The sequence below is a fragment of the Lolliginicoccus suaedae genome, assembly GCF_008312885.1.
Taxonomy (GTDB): Bacteria; Actinomycetota; Actinomycetes; order Mycobacteriales; family Mycobacteriaceae; genus Lolliginicoccus; species Lolliginicoccus suaedae.
Genome location: NZ_VSSO01000001.1, coordinates 1,040,899 through 1,059,118, shown reverse-complemented (window position 1 = coordinate 1,059,118; position 18,220 = coordinate 1,040,899). Strand labels below are relative to the sequence as shown.

Sequence of the window (18,220 nt, the reverse complement as noted above, 5' to 3'; positions counted from 1 at the left end):
CGGGCTAGCCGCGGCCGGTGCCGGGCGTCCCCGGAGGCCCGGAGATGTCATCGTCGGCGTCCTCGCTGGCCTCGTGCTTGCCGCGCTTGCTCTCGTCGCGCGCTCGCGTGGCTGGCAGCACGCGCACCGAGCCCGATGCGAGCCGGTAAAATCGCGCGCTCGCGGGCCCGTCCTCGCTGCCGGACTGCTCGGACTGCTCGGCCAGCCATTTCCTCATCTGCTCGATGCGCGTGGCGCGCGCTGGCCAGCGCTCCTGCACGACGGCATTGAACTCGGCGCCGATGACGATGGAGAAGCCGAGGAAGAACGCGAACAGCAGGAACGCGATGGGAGTCGCGAGGGCACCGTAGGTGTAGCCGGTGCGGGCGATCCCGGAGAGGTAGAAGCGCAATCCAGCGCTCGCCGCGTAGAACACCGCCCCGGCAACGATCGAGCCGGCCAGCAGGCGGTGCCACGGCAGCCTCCGGGGCAGCGCCACCTTGTAGAGCAGCGTCAGGCCGATGATCAGCAGGATCCCCACAGCCGGGTAGTAGAGCGTGGCCACGAGCTCCTCGAAGACCGTGCCCCAGCTCGCGGGGATCAGCTCGAGCAGCAGCGCTGGACCGAGCGCGACGAGGGGCAGGGTGACCACGGCGAGCACGAGGAACCCGACATAGAGCAGGACCGCGAAGAGGCGATGCCACACCGGATGGCGATGCTCGTTCTGCTCGTGCGCCCGCGCGATGGCATCGACGAACGAGGCGACCGCGGACGAGCCTGCCCACAGGGACAGCAGGAAGCCAATGGAGACCAGGTCGAGGCGGCCTTGCTGCAGGACATCGCTGATGGTGGGAGCGATGATCTGATCGACGACGCTGTCGGTGAAGATGTCGCCGCTGAACGATACGATCCGCGATTCGATGATCGCGACGGTATCGGGGCCGAACCAGTCCGCGACATAGGCGACCGCGCCGAGCAAGCCGAGCAGCAGCGGTGGCAGCGACAGTACCTGCCAGAACGCGGCGGAAGCGGCGAGCGCGAAGATCGAATCGTTCCACGCTCGCGCGATGGTCTGCCAGGCCAGCGAGCCGACGAGGCGCGGCAGCGTGGCAGCACGAGCTACGAGAGCGGTGGCGGCTTGGCTCATCGGTGTCTTCCTGGGCGCTGAGTGGAAGCGGGATCGCTGGGCTTCGCGCGACCGGCTCACGGTGAGGGGGTGCGGTACTGTGTCATGCTGTGCCTCGCCCGCCGTTCGGTGGAACAATGGGGTCGCTCCAGCGTAGATCGCGACCGCTCGGTCCTGGGCCTGAACCGCCTGCGTGCCGGGCGTGATGGCGAGCACAGGCCTGGGCGGCCACCGCGGAGCGCCGGGGGAGTTTCCTGGAGTCGAGCCGAGCTAGGAGCGTGTGTGCAAGCCGCAGCCGTGTCATCCGAGTCACGTCCATCCACTGCGAATCCCGCGGCCGGGGAACCGAGCGCTGGAGGATCGAGCGCGGGACGGCTCAGGAGCTGGCAGCGCCGGGCCCTGACCAAGTACTTGGCCACCAAGCCACGGGACTTCCTCGCCGTCGCGACGCCGGGCGCCGGAAAGACCACCTTCGCCCTCCGGGTGGCCGCGGAGTTGCTCAAGGACCGCACCGTCGACCAGGTCACCGTCGTTGCGCCGACCGAGCATCTCAAGCATCAGTGGGCCGAGTCCGCCGCCCGCCAGGGCATCGCGCTGGATCCGAACTTCACCAATACGGCCGGCCAGACATCCTCGGACTTCCACGGCGTCGTGGTCACCTACGCCCAGGTGGCGTCCCACCCCTTCAAGCACCGTGCCCGCACCGTGGCCCGGCGCACTCTCGTGATCCTCGACGAGATCCACCACGCCGGGGACGCCAAGAGCTGGGGCGACGCCTTGACAGAGGCATTCTCGGACGCCACTCGCCGGCTCTCGCTGACCGGAACACCATTCCGCAGCGATGACAGCCCGATCCCGTTCGTCACCTATGAGCCGGAGCCGGGCGGGATCAAGCGCTCCAAGTCCGACCACTCGTATGGCTACTCCGATGCGCTCGCCGACGGCGTGGTGCGGCCCGTGGTGTTCCTTGCCTACTCCGGCGAGGCACGCTGGCGCACCAGCGCGGGCGAGGAGTTCACCGCCCGGCTCGGCCAGCCCCTCAACGCCGAGCAGACCGCGCGGGCGTGGCGCACCGCGCTCGACCCGGCGGGGGAGTGGATCCCGTCCGTCCTGACGGCCGCGCACACCCGGCTCGGCCAGCTGCGCGCCGGTGGCGTGCCGGACGCGGGCGGACTAGTGATCGCCTCGGACCAGACGATGGCTCGCGCGTACGCGCAGGCTCTCGAGCGCATCACGGGCGAGAAGCCCACCCTGGTGCTCTCCGACGATCCGGGCTCATCGGATCGCATCAAGGAGTTCGGCGACGGCACGAGCGCCTGGATGGTGGCCGTGCGGATGGTGTCGGAGGGCGTGGACGTGCCACGCCTCGCGGTGGGGGTCTATGCCACCAGTGCCTCGACACCGTTGTACTTCGCCCAGGCCATCGGACGGTTCGTGCGTGCCCGGCAACCTGGCGAGACCGCCAGCGTTTTCCTGCCCTCGGTGCCGGTACTGCTCGACCTTGCCGCGAAGCTCGAGAAGCAGCGCGATCATGTGCTGGGCAAGCCGCACCGCGAGAAGGACGGATTCGACGACGAGCTGCTCGCGCAAGCCAACCAGGCCAAGGATGAGCCGGGGGATCGGGAGAAGGCGTTCACCTCCCTCGGTGCGGAGGCAGAGCTCGATCAGGTCATCTATGACGGCTCATCGTTCGGCTCGGCAACGTTCTCGGGCAGCGACGAGGAAGCGGACTACCTGGGCCTGCCTGGCCTGCTCGATGCCGAGCAGATGCGAGCGCTGCTGAGGCAACGGCAGGCCGACCAGATACAGCGCAACACCGAGCAGCTCATCGCGCAGAAGGAGGCCGCGGAGAAGGAGCCTCGGCCCGAGCCGATCCGATCAGCCACCACGGGCGCGCAGCTCGCTGATCTGCGCCGGGAGCTCAACAAGCTCGTTGCCATGCACCACCACCGCACCGGCAAGCCTCACGGGGCCATCCACGGCGAGCTGCGGCGCACCTGTGGCGGGCCCGCCACAGGTGCGGCCACCGCGGAGCAATTGCAGGACCGGATCGCGCTGCTGCGCAACGCCTAGCCGCCCGTGGAACGAGAGCGGGGCCCGGGCTTCAAGCCCGGGCCCCGCTGTTGTCATTGGTGGATCAGGATTCCTCTGCCGCCACGACGACATGCGCGTCCATGTCCTTCAGGCGCGCCTCGAACTCATTGGCGTGGTGCTGGCAGAACAGGAGCTCGCCCCCGGAAGGGAGGGTCGCCAGCACGCGCGCGCGGGCACCGCAGCGGTCGCAACGGTCGGTAGCGGTGAGCCGGACGGTGGTAGCTGGTGCGGTCATGTCTCCTCCATTCCGGAGCCCGTGGGCACCTGGGGTTCGGCGATGCGATCGTGGAACACCGGGGATCGCGGGATCGCATCTCCTGTCATAGGGATAGACGAACGGGAAGCCCACATTGTTCCCGGATCATCCCCAGTGTGACATCCAGCACACTGGGGATGATCAGGGCGGGGAAACGTTGCTCGTTGGCCGGATGGTCAGTCCAGGTAGTCGCGCAGTACCTGGCTGCGGCTCGGATGGCGCAGCTTCGACATCGTCTTCGACTCGATCTGGCGGATCCGCTCGCGCGTCACCCCATACACCTGTCCGATCTCATCGAGCGTGCGGGGCTGGCCATCGGTGAGGCCGAAGCGCAGCCGCACCACCCCCGCCTCACGCTCGGAAAGCGTCTCGAGCACGGACTGCAGCTGATCCTGGAGCAAGGTGAAGCTCACCGCATCGACCGCTACCACGGCCTCGCTGTCCTCGATGAAATCACCAAGCTGGCTATCGCCCTCGTCACCGATCGTCTGATCGAGGGAGATCGGCTCGCGCGCGTACTGCTGGATCTCCAGCACCTTCTCCGGCGAGATGTCCATCTCCCGGGCAAGCTCCTCCGGCGTGGGCTCCCGGCCGAGATCCTGCAGCAGCTCGCGCTGTATGCGACCGAGCTTGTTGATGACCTCCACCATATGCACGGGGATACGGATGGTCCGGGCCTGGTCCGCCATCGCCCTGGTGATGGCCTGGCGGATCCACCACGTCGCATACGTCGAGAACTTGTAGCCCTTGGTGTAGTCGAACTTCTCCACCGCGCGGATCAAGCCCAGGTTGCCCTCCTGGATGAGATCCAGGAAAGCCATGCCGCGGCCGGTGTAGCGCTTGGCCAGCGACACCACGAGTCGAAGGTTCGCCTCGAGCAGGTGGTTCTTCGCCCGGTTGCCGTCACGCGTCACCCAGCTGAGGTTCTGCCGCGCCTGCGGGCTCGTGCGCTCGCCCGCCTCCGCGGCCCGCCGCAGCTTCTCCGCGGCGAACAGGCCAGCCTCGATGCGCTTGGCGAGCTCGACCTCCTCCTCCGCGTTGAGCAGGGCGACCTTGCCGATCTGCTTGAGGTAGGCGCGCACCGAATCCGCGGACGCCGTCAGCTCGGCATCCTTGCGGGCCTGCCGCAGGGCCTCGGACTCCTCCTCGTCCCACACGAAGTCCGAATCAGTCTCGGTGGACTTCTCCTCCTTCTCCGCGGTCCGCTTCGTCGCGCGCCGCTTCGGGGCGGCGGGCTCGTCGACGTCCGCCAGGTCAGGCTCGGCGATCATGTCGTCGGTGGGCTCGGTCTCGATAGCGGCATCGTCGCCGGTTTCCGCGGCATCCGGGGCAGCCCCGGCCTTTGCTGGGGCAGCCTTGGCAGCGGCCTTCTTGGCTGGTGCTCGCTTGGTGGCGGCCTTCTTCGCTGGCGACTTGCGCGCGGCCGTCTTGCGGGCAGGAGCGGCGTCCTCCGTGCTCGCGCTCTCCTCGGCGGCAGCAGCCGTGTCGCTGGAAGCAGTCGCGGCGGCCTTGCGAGGCGTGGCCTTGCGCGCCGCGGGAGCACGTCCCGCCGGCTTCGATGGCATGGTCGAGCCAGCATCGCTGGCCGCTGGCTGGGCAGTATCCTCCGCTGGCAGCACGGGCGCGTCCGCAGCGATCGTGTTCGCATCAGCGGCGGCTCCGGGCGCGGCCTTCTTCGCCGCCGTGCGCTTGACAGCCTTGGCCGGGGCCTTCTTGGCCGGGGCCTTCCGGGCTGCGGTGCGCTTCGGCGCCGATGCGGGTGCCGTGCCGGAACCAGATGCGGAATCGGCAGAACTTGGGGTTTCAGTAGATGCCACGTACGCCCTTTCGTGACTTCGTCGTGCGGCGGCAAGCCAGGCGATCCTCAGCGGGATCTGGCTGGCGAAAAGTCCATGTGAATGAGCCCGCGAAAGCGAGACGCGTTCCATTGTAACGATTCCATCAGGTGGAACGGCGCGCGATGGCGATTCGCCACGCCTAGAGCACAGAATCCTGGCGTGCTGCGAGGGCCGCGCCGACGATGCCAGCGGTGTTCCGCAGCTCCGCGGGAACGATGGGCGTAGCGACCTCGACCAGCGGCAACCACTTGTGCGCCTTCTTGCTCACGCCGCCACCCACGATGAAAAGATCAGGGGCAAAGAGCGCCTCGAATGTCCGCAGCACCGCTGTGACCTCCACCGACCACTCCTCCCACGACATGCCGCTGCGCTCGCGGACCGAGGCTGCTGCGCGATGCTCGGCCTCGGCGCCGCCCACCTCGAGATGCCCGAGCTCGGTGTTGGGGACGAGAACGCCGTTGTAGAGCAGCGCCGAACCGATCCCCGTGCCAAACGTCAGCATCATCACCAGGCCCCGCGCGTCGCGCCCGGCCCCGAGCTGCTGCTCGGCGAGCCCCGCGGCATCCGCGTCATTGAGCAAGGTGACCGCGCGACCGCCGAGCGCCGCCCCGAGCACCGAGCGGGCATCCAGGCCGATCCAGCGCGCATCGATGTTCGCTGCGGTGAGCGTCACGCCATCCTTGACCACCGAGGGCAGCGCGACCCCGACGGGCCCATCCCAGCCGAAGCCCTCCACGATCTCTGCGATCGTTCCCGCGACTGCCTCCGGCGTTGCCGGCTGCGGCGTGTCGATCCGGTGCCGATCCGATGCCAGCTCCCCGGTGGCGAGATCCACTAGCGCGCCCTTCACGCCGCTCCCTCCGACATCCACACCGAGCCCGATGCCTTGGCCTGGCCCGACCGACGGCGCGATCCCCGAACGGCCTGCGGACCCGGAGGCAGGCGCGGATTGGCGAGCATGATCGTTCATGGTCTGGCTCCCGGTGTGCGGACGGCAAGAGGGGCGGAACATTCCAGACGATCACTGTATCGGGGCCGTTGCCCCGTTGGCGCCGACCCGCGCGATGCAGCACGATGGTCCGCGTGCCGGAAAACAGCAGCCACCAAGCCCATGCGTCATCAGCGAGCGATCCGGAAGCCCTGCGCGCCATCGCCGAGCAACTAGCCGCCGAGGCTGCCGAGCTGGTGCGCCAGCGCCGCGCCGAGGTCATCGAGGGCCAGGCCCGCGACGGTGCCGTCAGCACCAAGTCCACCGCCACCGATCCCGTCACGATCGTTGACCAGGAATCCGAGGAGCTCATCCGGACCAGGCTCGCCACGCTTCGCCCCGGGGACAGCATCCTCGGCGAGGAGGGCGGCGGCGCCGCATCCACCACCGGCATCCGGTGGGTCATCGACCCGATCGACGGCACCGTCAACTTCCTCTACGGCATCGACGCCTATGCCGTGTCGATCGCCGCGCAGCTCGACGGCACCAGCATCGCCGGCGCGGTCGCTGACGTGCCCGGGCGACGCATCTATTCCGCCGCGCGCGGTCACGGGGCCTGGCAGCACGGTCCGGGCGGCAAGCCCGAGCGCCTGCGCTGCACCACCGAGACCAATCTGGGCCACGCCCTCGTGGCCACCGGCTTCGGCTACGATCCGGCCCGGCGCGCCGAGCAAGGCAGCATCGTGGCGCACCTGCTGCCGGAGGTTCGGGACATCCGTCGCATCGGGTCGGCCGCGATCGATCTCTGCTTGCTCGCGGCCGGGCGTGTCGACGCCTACTACGAGCATGGATTGCACCCCTGGGACTGGGCAGCCGCAAGCCTCATCGCGGAGGAGGCGGGCGCGGTGCTCGTGACTCCACCCGCGGATTCATCCGGCAGCGACGGCATCGTCACCATCGGAGCCGCGCCGGGTGTCGCCGAAGCGTTCCAGGGGCTGCTCGGCGAGGCGGGGGCGCTGCGGGCGCTCTAGGTGGCGCTGGGGGGCGGGCGTGAGTGTGCCCGGCGATGGGGGCGGGCGTGACTGTGCGAAAAACGACAGCGCATCAAGCATTTGCTGTCGTTATTCGCACAATCGTGCTCACCGCGCATGGAAACCCGCGCGCCCAGGAAACCTAGCCACCAGCGCAGCGCCACCAGCGCAGCGCCACTAGCACAGGGCCGCGCGGGCCTTCTCCACGAGATCAGTGGTGGGGCCGCCGCCGTCGCCCGAGCGCAGCAGATCGATCACGGCCTCGCCCTCGGGAGTGGGCGAGATGTCACCGAAGTAGGTGCCGAGAGCAAGATCCACGGTCGAATCCGGCCGGGCATCCTCGATGAGCTCCACACAGGGCGCCGCGAGCCACAGCGCGCTCGCCGCGGCGCGGCCCTCCGGTCCGAATCGGATCTGGCCGTGGCATTGCATGTTCTGATCGGTGTATATCGGATCGTTGCCCGCCTGCACGTCGGCGGCAGGCTGGTAGCCGAGCTCGCTGAGCTGTGCCGCCACTGCCGACGCCTGCCCGACCTCGCCGTTGGCGTTGTACACCCGGACCTGCGTGAGGCGCAGGGGAGCGGGCGGCACCTGGGCGAGCTCGTTGCGCGAGAAGGCCTCGCCGAGCTCCGGCGCGCCCGGGGGCGGGGCTGGGCAATCGATCGCGTTGACCGGCGGCTCCTCTAGCGAGACGGCCCTGGTCCATACCACGGCAACGGCCCCGACCAGCAGGATCAGCACGATGAGCGCGGGAATGCGACGTCGATGCTTGTACGGCCTGCCATTGGGGTCGGTGGAGTGGGCTTCGGTGATCTGTGAGACCACGGTGCTTGGGTTCCTTTCCGCAGCCGACCTGGTGTGCCGGCACCGAGTGCTGGCATCGCGAGTGTAGCCGCGCATTCGCTCGCAGGGGCCGTGCTGGGGCCGGCTCGTGGCGACTTCCGCTGCCGATCGCGCGCATGTCGTGGAATTTCTCGGCAATCCGGCGGGTTGTCGGCTATTGTCTGGCGGCCAACACTTGTCGTGCGGCGCGCGGACGAGGCGTGGATCACACGTGGTGGGGCGCGGTCCGGGCATAAATCGCCCGGATGTTGCGTTCTTCCACCACGCGCGTACTCTGTGCCCGATCATTGCGACGGCACGCTCGTCGCGGGAGCAGCGCAGGGTATGCGTTGCGGAAATGCGTGGTCGTGCTCATGTGTTGCACGGGGTGCGGGCACCAGCGTCTGGAAACAGCGCAACCGGATAGGGGATGTGAAAGATGCCTACTGATTACGACGCGCCGCGGCGCAGCGACGCGGACGAACTGTCCGACGGCTCGCTGGACGAGCTGACGTCGCGCCGTGGCGAAGCACAGTCCGCAGTGGTCGACATCGATGATGCGGACACAGCGGAATCATTCGAGCTGCCCGGAGCCGATCTCTCCGGTGAGGAGCTCTCGGTCCGGGTCGTACCGAAGCAGGCCGACGAGTTCACCTGCTCGAGCTGCTTCCTGGTTTTCCACCGGAGCCGCCTCGCGAGCACCGAGAACGGCGAGCTGATCTGCCAGGATTGCATCTGAGCCCTGGCAGGTCGCGGCCTTCATGGACGCGCGTGGCGGGGTAGCTGCCGATGGGGCCCGCATGGTGTTGCCCTGCGCGACCATGCGTGACCGCCTGTGCAGCTGCTCACGCGGGAGAGCGATGATCCTGCAGTGCAGCGACGAGCGCGTCCGGGTTCCGGGTACTGACGAGCCAGTACGGCGTCGGGTCCTCGGGATCATCCAGCACCACGAGGACTAGCGCACCGATCCATGGCCGGTGCACCACGTATGCCGTCGGGTCGAGCTGGCGGCCCATCGCGGCCTGCTTCGCCGATGGAGGGATCGCGGCGACGCGATCGATCACCGAGACCGGCAGGCGCGCCTTGCCCGCATGCAGCATGGCCTGGCCATCGGGGCCCGGGGCTACCGCGATCTCCGTGCGGGACATCCGCCACAGCAGCCACAGTGGAACGGGCGCGAGAAGGATGAACGGCAGCACGGCGGGCAAGCTGCGGATACCCATGGCGAACTGCATGGCGACGAGTGCCGCGGCGGCGAGGCCGAGCGGCCACCACCACCAAGGCACCCACAGATGCTCCTGATAGGTTCCGGCGCGCGGTAGCGGTGCGTCCCGATCGTGTTTCGCTGGGGGCTCGTGTGACGCGTGGGACTCGCGTCCCGGGGATTCATTGCTCGGCACGCTTCACAGGGTAGTCTCGCCGGTCGTGGACATCGAAACCCCAGCAGGCAACCGCACGGATATCGTCATTCCGTTGCGCCGCCTCGACCCAGGAATCCCGGTCCCGGCCCGGGCGCACCACGGTGACGCCGGCGCGGATCTCTGCTCCACCGTGGACATTGTCATCGAGCCTGGTGAGCGAGCTCTCGTGGGCACCGGGATCGCCGTGGCGCTGCCAGTCGGCACCGTCGGGCTGATCCACCCCCGCTCGGGCCTCGCGGCGCGCACCGGGCTGTCGATAGTCAACACCCCCGGAACCGTCGACGCTGGGTACCGCGGGGAGATCAAGGTGTGCTTGATCAATCTCGATCCGCGGGAACCCATCCACGTCCGGCGTGGTGACCGCATCGCGCAGCTGCTCGTCCAGCGTGTCGAGCTCGCCGGGTTCGCTGAGGTCGAATCGCTCGATGACACCACCCGCGGCGCGGGCGGCTATGGTTCCAGCGGTGGCCACGCGAGCCTGGATGCGCCCGCGTAGGCTGGCAGGCATGGCGAGCGCGGGCGCGGCGACCGTTTTCGCCCCGTCTCCCCAGGAGCACGTTCCCAGGGCTGGGCCCTGGGCAGGATTGGCGATCCCAGGAAGGGACTTCACGTGGGCTTTCTACGCCGCAGCAAGAACTCCGATGCAAGCGATGAGTCGGCCGGTGCTGCCGAGGCGGCCGCTCCGAACCTCGCCGACCAGCAATCGGACCGGTCCGACGGACCATTCGATGTGTCGGAGAAGGACGTCGCAGCGGATGATCCGAAGCGCCTGAACCTTGGCTCGGTCTCCTTGCCGATACCCGCTGGCGGACAGGTGCAGGTCGAGATGGGGCAGGGCGGCGAAGTGCAGGGCGTGCACCTTGCCACGCAGCACGGCCGCATCACCGTTGTCGCGTACGCCGCGCCGCGTTCCTCGGGGCAGTGGCTGACGGTCAGTGACGAGCTTGCCGCATCCCTCGCCACCGACGGCGCCACCATCGAGACGGAGCAAGGGCCGTGGGGTGCTGAGGTCATCGCTCGGACCGAGAAGGCTGACATCCGCTTCATCGGGGTGGACGGTCCCCGCTGGATGATCCGGCTGGTGGCCGCGGGCCCGGCTGGTACGGGTGCGAGCGATGGCGATCTCGCGGGACTCGCGCGCGAGGTGCTGCGCGGAACAGTGGTCACCCGTGGTGATGCCCCGTTGCCGGTGCGCACGCCTCTGCCGATCACGCTGCCGAAGGCGCTGCACCAGCAGCTCATCGCCATGCAGCAGCAGCAGGCGGCCCATGCCGCCAAGCGCAAGGCCACGGATGCCGATCAGGCGCAGCCGGGCGGAGAGGCCGGGACTCCTGGCCAGGCTCAAGCATGAGAGGTGCCCTGGGCGTACCAGGATGTTACGCGTAGAGCCCCCGGTGTGGGCCATCGCATAAGTGCTATCGCCGGATGTGAGCGATCCGCTATTGTTCCTGGGAAATCTCGTGGCGACGCCTGGAGGGGACGTCGTCACGATCGCAGGGGCGCGCGATGGCTGCCTGGAGCAGTCCTGTAGCCGTGGTGTCGCCCGTGATCATCAGGGGGAACGATGAGCAACGAATCCACCAATCCTGGCTACCCGGGCGACGATGCCAATGGTGCCACGAGCCAGGATCCGTATGGCTATCCCAGCGGGCACACTGGGGATGCCGCCTACGGGCAGAGCCAGCCCCCGTACGGTCAGTCACCATATGGCCAGCCGCAGTACGGCCAGTCCCAGTACGGGCAGCCGCAGTATGGCCAGGCCCCCGGTGGTTCGGGCAACTATGGAGCTCCGCCGGACAATGGCCTGGTCTGGGGCATCCTGGTGACGGTGCTGTGCTGCCTGCCTCTGGGAATCGTATCCATCGTGAAGGCATCGAACGTCAATAACCTCTGGGCGCTCGGCCAGTACGCGGCGGCGCACGAGGCGGCAGCCGAGGCGAGGAAGTGGGCCAAGATCGGCGCGATCGTCGGCGGTGTGTTCTACGCGCTGATCGTCGCGTTCTATGTCCTCATGTTCGTGTTCCTGTTCGCGGCGTCCGCATCAGCGGGCTACTCGACGTACTGAGCATGCCTTCGCGACAGGGATCGAGCGGCGCTCCGCGTGCCGCAGCGGACGCGGGCGATGCCATGCAACCTCCTGCGCGCGGTTCCGGCCCTGTCTCGGGGCAGCCACGGGCCAGTGTGCTGGACACCGCCCGCGCGCTGGCCGCCCCTGCTGGCGTGGCTCTCGCGGTGACCGCGGGATGCGTCGCGATCAACTGGGCGGATCCGACTACTCCTGGCGGCATCATCCCGGAATGCCCGAGCAAGATGCTGTTCGGGGTGAACTGCCCAGGGTGCGGTTCCACGCGCATGGTGTACTCGCTGATCCGCGGGGATCTCGGCAGTGCCTTCGCGTACAACGCGGTGGGTGTCGCGGCTCTCGTGCTCGTGCTGTGGAGCTACGGTGCATGGACGGTGGGGCTACTGCGTGGACGGTTCGTGCGTAGCTGGCAGCACCTGAGGTGGGCTCCGCTGATTGTCCTCGCGGTGGTTCTGGCGTGGTTCATCATCCGCAATATCCCGATCGAGCCGTTCGTGTCGCTGCGCGTCTAGAGCTGGCTGGGACGCGCTTGCGCGGCCGCGGCTTGTCGGCACGGCCAGGCCACCGTCCGTGTCCAGGTCACCGTCAGGGCAGCCAGGGCAACGTCAACTCAGCCGGGCCAACGTCAGCGCAGCCGCAAACGCGATAGAAAATGCTGGACAACCAGCTCGCTTTCTATCGCGTTTGGCAATTTCAGGTGCTTTTGCCACCTCGAGCGCCCGCGCGCCGACCTCGCTGCGGCACTGCCTGCCGACCTCGCCGAGGCACCCCCCGGCCCGGCATTCCGCGAGCTAGCCCCCGTCGACAGCGGCGAGCGCGGCGAGCGTGGCCGTGCCGAGCACGGCTGGGTCCTCGCCGATCCGGGCGAGGGGGAATGTCTCGATCCGGCAGCGTCGGAGGTGCTGGCTCCATTCGATCGCGGCCGAGTGGGGATGGATCGGATCGTCGATGGCTGCTGCGATGCCCACGGGGCACTCGACGCTGGCGAGCAGATGGGCGTCGAGGTCGGCGAAGGCCGCGGCTGCGCGCAGCGAGCCGGGCAGCCCGGGCCACAGCTGCGTCCACGATGCCTCGAGCTCGTCGGCGAGCCAGTCCGGGCTCGAGGCGCGCATGCTGGCGATCGTTGCTTGGAGGCCGTCCTGGTCGAGGGTGTTCGCGGTGAGCGTGGCGCTGAGCGAGGCTGGCGCGCCCTCTGAGCGGCCGAGCCAGGCGGGCAGGGCCGCGAGGATGCCTGCCGCGCGGCCGGGGTTGCGCGCGGCCCAGGTGGTTCCCAGGGCAGCGCCGAGCGAGATTCCGCCGACCAGCATGGGCGAGCTGGTCGCTGCGATGGCGTCGAGCTCGGCGAGCGCGGACTCGATGAGGTTGGTGGGGTCGGGCTCGATGGCGATGAGGGTGATTCCTGCGGCCGCGAGGGGTTCGGCGAACGCGCGCTCCACGAACGCGGCGCGCGATCCGGTCCCTGGCAGCAGAGCCGCGATCCGCATGGTCGTCCCCCTGTTCCTTCTCGCCTGGTGCTTGGGCCTAGTAGTCGGTGCTTGGGCCTAGTGGTCGGTGATCGCGAAGCGCTGGTGGATGGCGCGCGCGGGCCGGGGCAGCCACCAGCTCGATTCGCCCATCAGTTTCATGATCGCGGGCACGAGCAGCAGCCGGATGACGGTGGCGTCGAGCACGAGGGCCGTGACCATGCCGACGGCGAGGATGCGCATCATGGGGATGCTGGAGATGCCGAACGCGCCGATCACCAGGATGAGCAGGAGCGCGGCGGTGGTAATGATGCGCCCGGTGTGGGCGACGCCAGTGGCGATGGCATCCTCGGTGCTCGCGCCCCGGCGGCGGGCCTCGGCGATGCGCGAGACGAGGAACACCTCGTAGTCGGTGGAGAGGCCGAAGAGCACGGCGATGATGATGACGGTGACTCCGACATCGAGCGGAGCGGGGGTGACGCCGAGGAGATCCGCGCCGTAGCCGAACTGGAAGATCGTGACGACGATGCCGAGGGATGCGCCGAGGCTGAGCAGGCTCATCAGCACGGCCTTGACGGGCAGCGCGAGCGAGCCGAACGCGAGGAAGAGGATGACGAGCGCGGCGCCGGCGATGACGAGCAGCATGATGGGCAGCGTGGCACGCGTGGCGTCGACGGAGTCCGCGGCCTGGGCATCGGAGCCCCCGACCAGGATCTCGACGCCATTCGGTGGGGTGATGCCGCGGATCTCGCGGATGGCCTGCTGGGCGGCCTCGCTGCCTGGTGGTTCCGCGAGGCTTGCCACGAGCACGGTGTAGTTGTCCTGGCTGCCGGGGGAGCGGATGGTGGCGATGCTGTCGAGCTGCCCGAGGCTTTCGGCCACTCGGTCGGTCTGGTCGGCAGGGGGAGGCTCGCTGGCACTAGTGGACCGGACGAGCACGTAGGCGTTGCTCGCGGTGAGGGTGGGGAACTCCTCGACGAGCATCTCGGTGGCGATGCGGGAGGGCTCGTTCTGCGGCAGTGAGCGGGCGCTGAACTCGCCGAAGTCGATCGCGAGCGCGGGGATGCTGGCGATGATGAGCACGATCAGGATGGGCGCTGCAATAGTGCGGGGACGGCGCATGACCCATCGGGCGAGTCGCTCGTAGCTCGCGCTCGCGCCGTGGTTGGTGGTGCGCCGGAGGCGGTGGCTGGCGATCCGGGTGCCGAGGATGGCCATGGCCGCGGGGATGACGGTGAGGGCGAGGAGCATGGCGATGGCCACGGAGGCCATGCCGCCGAGCGCGAGCGACCGGATGAATGGTTGCGGGAACAGCAGCATTCCGGCGAGCGCGAGGATGAGCAGCGATCCGGAGAACAGGACGGTCGTTCCGGCGGTGGCGACGGTGGCGCGGACGGCTGTGGGGATGTCCCGGCCGCGCGAGATCTCCTCGCGGAACCGGGAGACGAGGAACAGGCTGTAGTCGATGGCCATGCCGAGCCCGAGCAGGATGGACATGTTGAGGGCGAAGGCGCTGATCTCGGTGCTGAAGGAGATCACGCGCAGGATGCCCATGGAGCCGAGGATGGCGAGGCCACCGGTGAGGACGGGCAGGGAGGCGGCGGCGAGGCCGCCGAAGACGATGACGAGCAGGATCAGCGTGAGGGGAATGGCTATTCCCTCGGCGATGGCGAGGTCCTTCTGCGCGCGGGCGTTCATGGCCTCGCCCATCGCTACCATCCCGCCGACGCTCAGCTCCGCGCCTTCCACGGGGAGGTCGTCCCGGATGGCTGCGTAGTTCTCGAACAACTCCTCCACGGAATCACCGGTGAGCTTGATGGTGGCGGCGCCGCTCTGCTGGTCGGCGTCGGAGAAGGCGGCGAGAGCATCGGCGGCCGCCTCGCGCTCGGCGGGATCCACTGGCTGGGGCTGCCCGGTGACCTGCGCGCGCATCATCGCGGTGAGTGCTTGCTGCTGCTCGCGCTGCACCGACCAGTAGGACGCGACGCCCCGCACGTTCTCGGCGGGGAGGGCGTCGAGGGTGTCGTTGATGCGTCTCGCCAGGCGTGGATCGTTGATGCCGCGGGGCGATGGAGTGGTGTAGACGAGCACGAGGTCGGCATGATCGACGAGATTCGTCTGCCCGAGCATCATCGCGACGCGCACTGATTCGCTGCCGTCGGGCTCGTAGCCGCCCTGGGAGAGCTTGGCGAACACGCCGATGCCCCAGATCCCGCCGGCGAGGACCGCGATGGTGGTCGTGATGGCGATGAGCCATCGCCTGCGGACCAGGATGGAGCCCCAGCGTGCGAGCAACGTGTCCTCCGGTTCTCTCTGCGCATCGGGCCAGGCCCCGTGGCCGTACTTGCACGTGCGTGCGGGCGCTCAACGCTGTGAGACGCTACCGGAAGTCCGTGCTGCATGGTGATCGAGGTCGACAGCGGCGCTGCGGCGTGCTGCTATTGATCCATGCCAGTACAGCCGAGGAAGGCACAACTGCGGCGGGCGCCCCTGGTGTCGTTGATCGCTGCGACCGCGATGCTCGTGGCGTCGTGTGGATTGTTCACCGATGAGACGGCCGAGACGCTCGGATCGTTCGCCCAGTCGCTCGCGACGGGGGATGCTGCCGCAGCAGCCGCTCTGACCACGGACCCGGCGGCCGCAGAGAGCATGCTGCGCGCCAGCCTCGATGGAATGAGCGCCGAGTCGGTGGGGGCGAGCATCGAGGTGGGGGAGGATTCCGGTTCGCTCATCACCTCGTGGAACCTCGGGGAGGGTCGCATCGTCACTACTCAGGGCGAGGCCACGGTGGTCGATACTCCTGCGGGTCCGCGCATTGATTGGTCGCCTACCGTGCTCGACGCCCGCCTCGAGCCGGGGGGACGGCTGCTATACGCCGATGTGCTCGACCTCGACACCCCGATCGTGGATCGTTCCGGTGAACCGGTGATGGTGTGGCAGCCAGTCACGGCCGTCTCCATCGACGTCGATGCCGCGCGGGCCGCAGGGATCGAGCGCGTTGCATCCGAAGTGGCCGCGCTGGTCAATCCCGTGGTGCCGTCGATCACGGCTGGCGCGCTCGCCGCGGATCTCGCGGAAGCTGGTGGCAACTATGTCGTGGTGACGCTGCGGGAGGACGACGTCGCTCCGATCCGGGACGCGCTCGCTGCGATCGACGGAGTGGGGCTCGCGGACCAGGGGCGACTACTGACTGCTCGTAGCGACATGGCTTCCCCGGCCTACCAGCAGCTTCCCGAGGCGTGGCGGCAGATCCTCGAGCGCAGCAGCGGGTGGTCCGTCACTGTCGACAATCCTGGCGAATCCATCGCGGTGGCCGGGGAGGAGCCCGCCGAGGTGCCCGAGATCGCCACCACGCTCGATCTCGGCATGCAGCAGGCCGCCCAGGCCGCGGTGGACAGCAGTGGCTTGCCCGCGATGATCGTCGCGCTCGAGCCCGGAACGGGCGAAGTGCTTGCCGTCGCGCAGAACCAGTCGGCGAGCGCCGAGGGGCCGGTCGCGCTCACTGGCCTGTACGCACCGGGCTCGACGTTCAAGATCGTGACGACCTCGGCCGCCCTCGCCGCGGGCATCACCAGTCCCGACGAGGTCCTGCCGTGCCCCGGGGTCGCTACCATCGCGGGCCGGACCATTCCCAACGACGACGAGTTCGACCTTGGACCGGTTCCCCTGCGCACCGCCTTCGCGCGGTCCTGCAACACCACCCAGGCGATGCTCGCCGTCGAGCTTGCTCCCGATGCGCTCACCAGCGCAGCCCGTTCGCTGGGCCTCGGTGTTGATCTCGAGATCCCGGGCCTGACCACCATCACCGGCAGTGTTCCTGTCACCGAGAGCGGCCCGGCCCGCGTGGAGGCCGCCATCGGGCAGGGCGAGGTGCTCGCGAGCCCGTTCGGCATGGCTCTCGCCGTCGCATCGCTCGGCAATGACGGCGAGATGGTGCTGCCCACCCTGATCGAGGGCGAGGCCACCACCGGCGATAGTGACCCGCCAGGCTTGCCAGCATCGGTGGCCGAGGCTATCCGCGACATGATGCGCGAGACGGTGCGCAGCGGAACGGCAACGGCGCTCTCGGGCATACCGGGTCTCGGGGGCAAGACGGGAACCGCCGAGGTCGCGGGCGCGCCGGCGAATGGATGGTTCGTTGGATTGAGCGATGACGTCGCGCTTGCCACCCTGATCGTGGGCGCGGACTCCTCGGCGCCCGCGGTGGCGATGTCCGGCACGTTCCTCCGGGCTGTTCCGCCAGGGCCATAGACCGTGCGCGACACGGCCTAGCGACACGGCTCCCCCCGATGTCCAACAGGTTAACGATAAGGCTGTACAGTTAACAGCGCGAGGCCCCCGAGGTTGATCACACTCCCTCGGGGGCCTCAAGCCAATTCTGGGCACCATTGTTGGGGGCGCGTCGCGGGGCGCCGCGTGCAAGACTGGGCGTAGCTAACTGCCCGAATCGGAGGAAACGTCATGATTCGATCGCGTGCAATGACCATCCGTGTCGCCGCTGGACTCGCACCGCTCATGGCGCTCGGCGCTCTTGCTGGCTGCTCGGGCAGCGTGAGCATCGGCGGCAATGTCGTTGACCAGGAAGAAGTGGCCAGCCAGATCAGCGCGGAGCTGGCCGCGCAGGTCGGTCGTGCGCCGGAACTGGTGGAATGCCCGGATGACCTTGATGCGGAGGTTGGCGCGACGCTGACGTGCACGCTCACCGATGACGGTGACGTCTACGACGTGCGGGTCGAGGTCACCGAGGTCAACGGCGACGACGTGCTGTTCGATTTCGAGGTCGAGCAGCAGCCCCGCTAGTTCGTGCTGGGGTTCAGGTCTGCCTCACGGATCGGGGTGTCATCGTTGCCCTCGACCGCGCACAGGCCGTTGATGGCTGCCATCGCGGCGTTCTCGGCGATCGCTGCGGGCTCGGCGTCGTTGCCGGTCTGCTCCTGGATGTAGGTCGAGATCGTCTCTCGCTGCTCCTCCGCTGATTGCTCGACGAACTCGGCGCAGGTGGTGTCGCCGCCGGAATTGCTCGCGCAGCCCGCGATCGCCAGTACTGGCGCCGCCGCGCCGGCGATGAGGAGGGCGCGTACGCGGCTATTGAGCTTGAGGGCCATGTTCTTCCCCGTTCTTGTCGGTGGTCATCGGAATCTCGGATAACAGGATGCCCACACGGCGAGCCGGGCAAACA

The 18,220-nt window shown here is 68.6% G+C and carries 18 protein-coding genes; 9 read left to right on the top strand and 9 right to left on the bottom strand.

Annotated features, from left to right (window positions below; genetic code table 11):
- Positions 1-4: 4 nt before the first annotated feature.
- A complete protein-coding gene (locus tag FXO18_RS04880; protein WP_149359885.1) occupies positions 5-1,126 on the bottom strand; it encodes a YihY/virulence factor BrkB family protein in 1,122 nt (373 codons plus the stop codon).
- Between the two features lie 378 nt (positions 1,127-1,504).
- Here FXO18_RS04880 and FXO18_RS04875 point away from each other — a divergent pair, with 378 nt between their 5' ends.
- Positions 1,505-3,178 (top strand): DEAD/DEAH box helicase, encoded by a 1,674-nt coding sequence (locus FXO18_RS04875; RefSeq protein ID WP_407936437.1) that lies wholly within the window; start codon positions 1,505-1,507, stop codon positions 3,176-3,178.
- Positions 3,179-3,242: 64 nt separating this feature from the next.
- Here the strand turns inward: FXO18_RS04875 and FXO18_RS04870 are convergent, their stop codons facing one another.
- From FXO18_RS04870 to ppgK, 3 genes are all read right to left on the bottom strand, one after another.
- Entirely contained in the window at positions 3,243-3,434 is a 192-nt protein-coding gene (locus FXO18_RS04870; RefSeq protein ID WP_149359884.1) for a DUF7455 domain-containing protein, read from the bottom strand.
- A gap of 197 nt (positions 3,435-3,631) precedes the next feature.
- On the bottom strand, positions 3,632-5,272 hold the full coding sequence (locus tag FXO18_RS04865) for an RNA polymerase sigma factor (RefSeq protein ID WP_149359883.1): 1,641 nt from the start codon (positions 5,270-5,272) through the stop codon (positions 3,632-3,634).
- Between the two features lie 160 nt (positions 5,273-5,432).
- Positions 5,433-6,263: a polyphosphate--glucose phosphotransferase gene (gene ppgK, locus FXO18_RS04860; protein WP_149359882.1), complete on the bottom strand. Its 831-nt coding sequence runs from the start codon at positions 6,261-6,263 to the stop codon at positions 5,433-5,435.
- Between the two features lie 104 nt (positions 6,264-6,367).
- Here ppgK and FXO18_RS04855 point away from each other — a divergent pair, with 104 nt between their 5' ends.
- Positions 6,368-7,252, top strand: a complete 885-nt coding sequence (locus FXO18_RS04855) for an inositol monophosphatase family protein (protein ID WP_149359881.1) — start codon at positions 6,368-6,370, stop codon at positions 7,250-7,252.
- Positions 7,253-7,429: 177 nt separating this feature from the next.
- Here FXO18_RS04855 and cei read toward each other — a convergent pair whose 3' ends face one another.
- Complete coding sequence (gene cei, locus FXO18_RS04850; protein ID WP_149359880.1) at positions 7,430-8,077, bottom strand: envelope integrity protein Cei; 648 nt, start codon at positions 8,075-8,077, stop codon at positions 7,430-7,432.
- A gap of 436 nt (positions 8,078-8,513) precedes the next feature.
- Between cei and FXO18_RS04845 the strand changes: the two genes are divergently transcribed.
- Entirely contained in the window at positions 8,514-8,813 is a 300-nt protein-coding gene (locus tag FXO18_RS04845) for a DUF4193 domain-containing protein (protein WP_149359879.1), read from the top strand.
- Between the two features lie 106 nt (positions 8,814-8,919).
- Here FXO18_RS04845 and FXO18_RS04840 read toward each other — a convergent pair whose 3' ends face one another.
- On the bottom strand, positions 8,920-9,474 hold the full coding sequence (locus FXO18_RS04840; protein ID WP_149359878.1) for a DUF3093 domain-containing protein: 555 nt from the start codon (positions 9,472-9,474) through the stop codon (positions 8,920-8,922).
- 61 nt (positions 9,475-9,535) lie between these two features.
- Here FXO18_RS04840 and dut point away from each other — a divergent pair, with 61 nt between their 5' ends.
- The 4 genes from dut (at position 9,536) to FXO18_RS04820 (ending at position 12,090) form a co-directional block, all read left to right on the top strand.
- Positions 9,536-9,991, top strand: coding sequence for a dUTP diphosphatase (gene dut, locus FXO18_RS04835; protein WP_187774197.1), 456 nt, complete (start codon positions 9,536-9,538; stop codon positions 9,989-9,991).
- Positions 9,992-10,105: 114 nt separating this feature from the next.
- On the top strand, positions 10,106-10,846 hold the full coding sequence (locus FXO18_RS04830; protein ID WP_149359877.1) for a DUF3710 domain-containing protein: 741 nt from the start codon (positions 10,106-10,108) through the stop codon (positions 10,844-10,846).
- Between the two features lie 213 nt (positions 10,847-11,059).
- Positions 11,060-11,560: a CD225/dispanin family protein gene (locus FXO18_RS04825; protein ID WP_149359876.1), complete on the top strand. Its 501-nt coding sequence runs from the start codon at positions 11,060-11,062 to the stop codon at positions 11,558-11,560.
- A gap of 62 nt (positions 11,561-11,622) precedes the next feature.
- Positions 11,623-12,090, top strand: a complete 468-nt coding sequence (locus FXO18_RS04820) for a DUF2752 domain-containing protein (protein ID WP_149359875.1) — start codon at positions 11,623-11,625, stop codon at positions 12,088-12,090.
- 279 nt (positions 12,091-12,369) lie between these two features.
- Here FXO18_RS04820 and FXO18_RS04815 read toward each other — a convergent pair whose 3' ends face one another.
- Together FXO18_RS04815 and FXO18_RS04810 are read right to left on the bottom strand one after the other, a co-directional pair.
- On the bottom strand, positions 12,370-13,062 hold the full coding sequence (locus FXO18_RS04815; protein WP_149359874.1) for an alpha/beta hydrolase: 693 nt from the start codon (positions 13,060-13,062) through the stop codon (positions 12,370-12,372).
- Between the two features lie 57 nt (positions 13,063-13,119).
- Complete coding sequence (locus FXO18_RS04810) at positions 13,120-15,336, bottom strand: MMPL family transporter (protein ID WP_149359873.1); 2,217 nt, start codon at positions 15,334-15,336, stop codon at positions 13,120-13,122.
- Positions 15,337-15,489: 153 nt separating this feature from the next.
- On the opposite strand from FXO18_RS04810, the gene FXO18_RS04805 reads away from it, so the two are divergent.
- Both FXO18_RS04805 and FXO18_RS04800 read left to right on the top strand, forming a co-directional pair.
- Positions 15,490-17,292, top strand: a complete 1,803-nt coding sequence (locus FXO18_RS04805) for a penicillin-binding transpeptidase domain-containing protein (RefSeq protein WP_187774174.1) — start codon at positions 15,490-15,492, stop codon at positions 17,290-17,292.
- A 210-nt stretch (positions 17,293-17,502) separates the two neighbouring features.
- On the top strand, positions 17,503-17,841 hold the full coding sequence (locus tag FXO18_RS04800; protein ID WP_235900445.1) for a DUF4333 domain-containing protein: 339 nt from the start codon (positions 17,503-17,505) through the stop codon (positions 17,839-17,841).
- Here FXO18_RS04800 and FXO18_RS04795 read toward each other — a convergent pair.
- Positions 17,838-18,146: a hypothetical protein gene (locus FXO18_RS04795; protein ID WP_149359872.1), complete on the bottom strand. Its 309-nt coding sequence runs from the start codon at positions 18,144-18,146 to the stop codon at positions 17,838-17,840. The two genes, FXO18_RS04800 and FXO18_RS04795, sit on opposite strands and share 4 nt — an antisense overlap.
- Positions 18,147-18,220 lie beyond the last annotated feature (74 nt).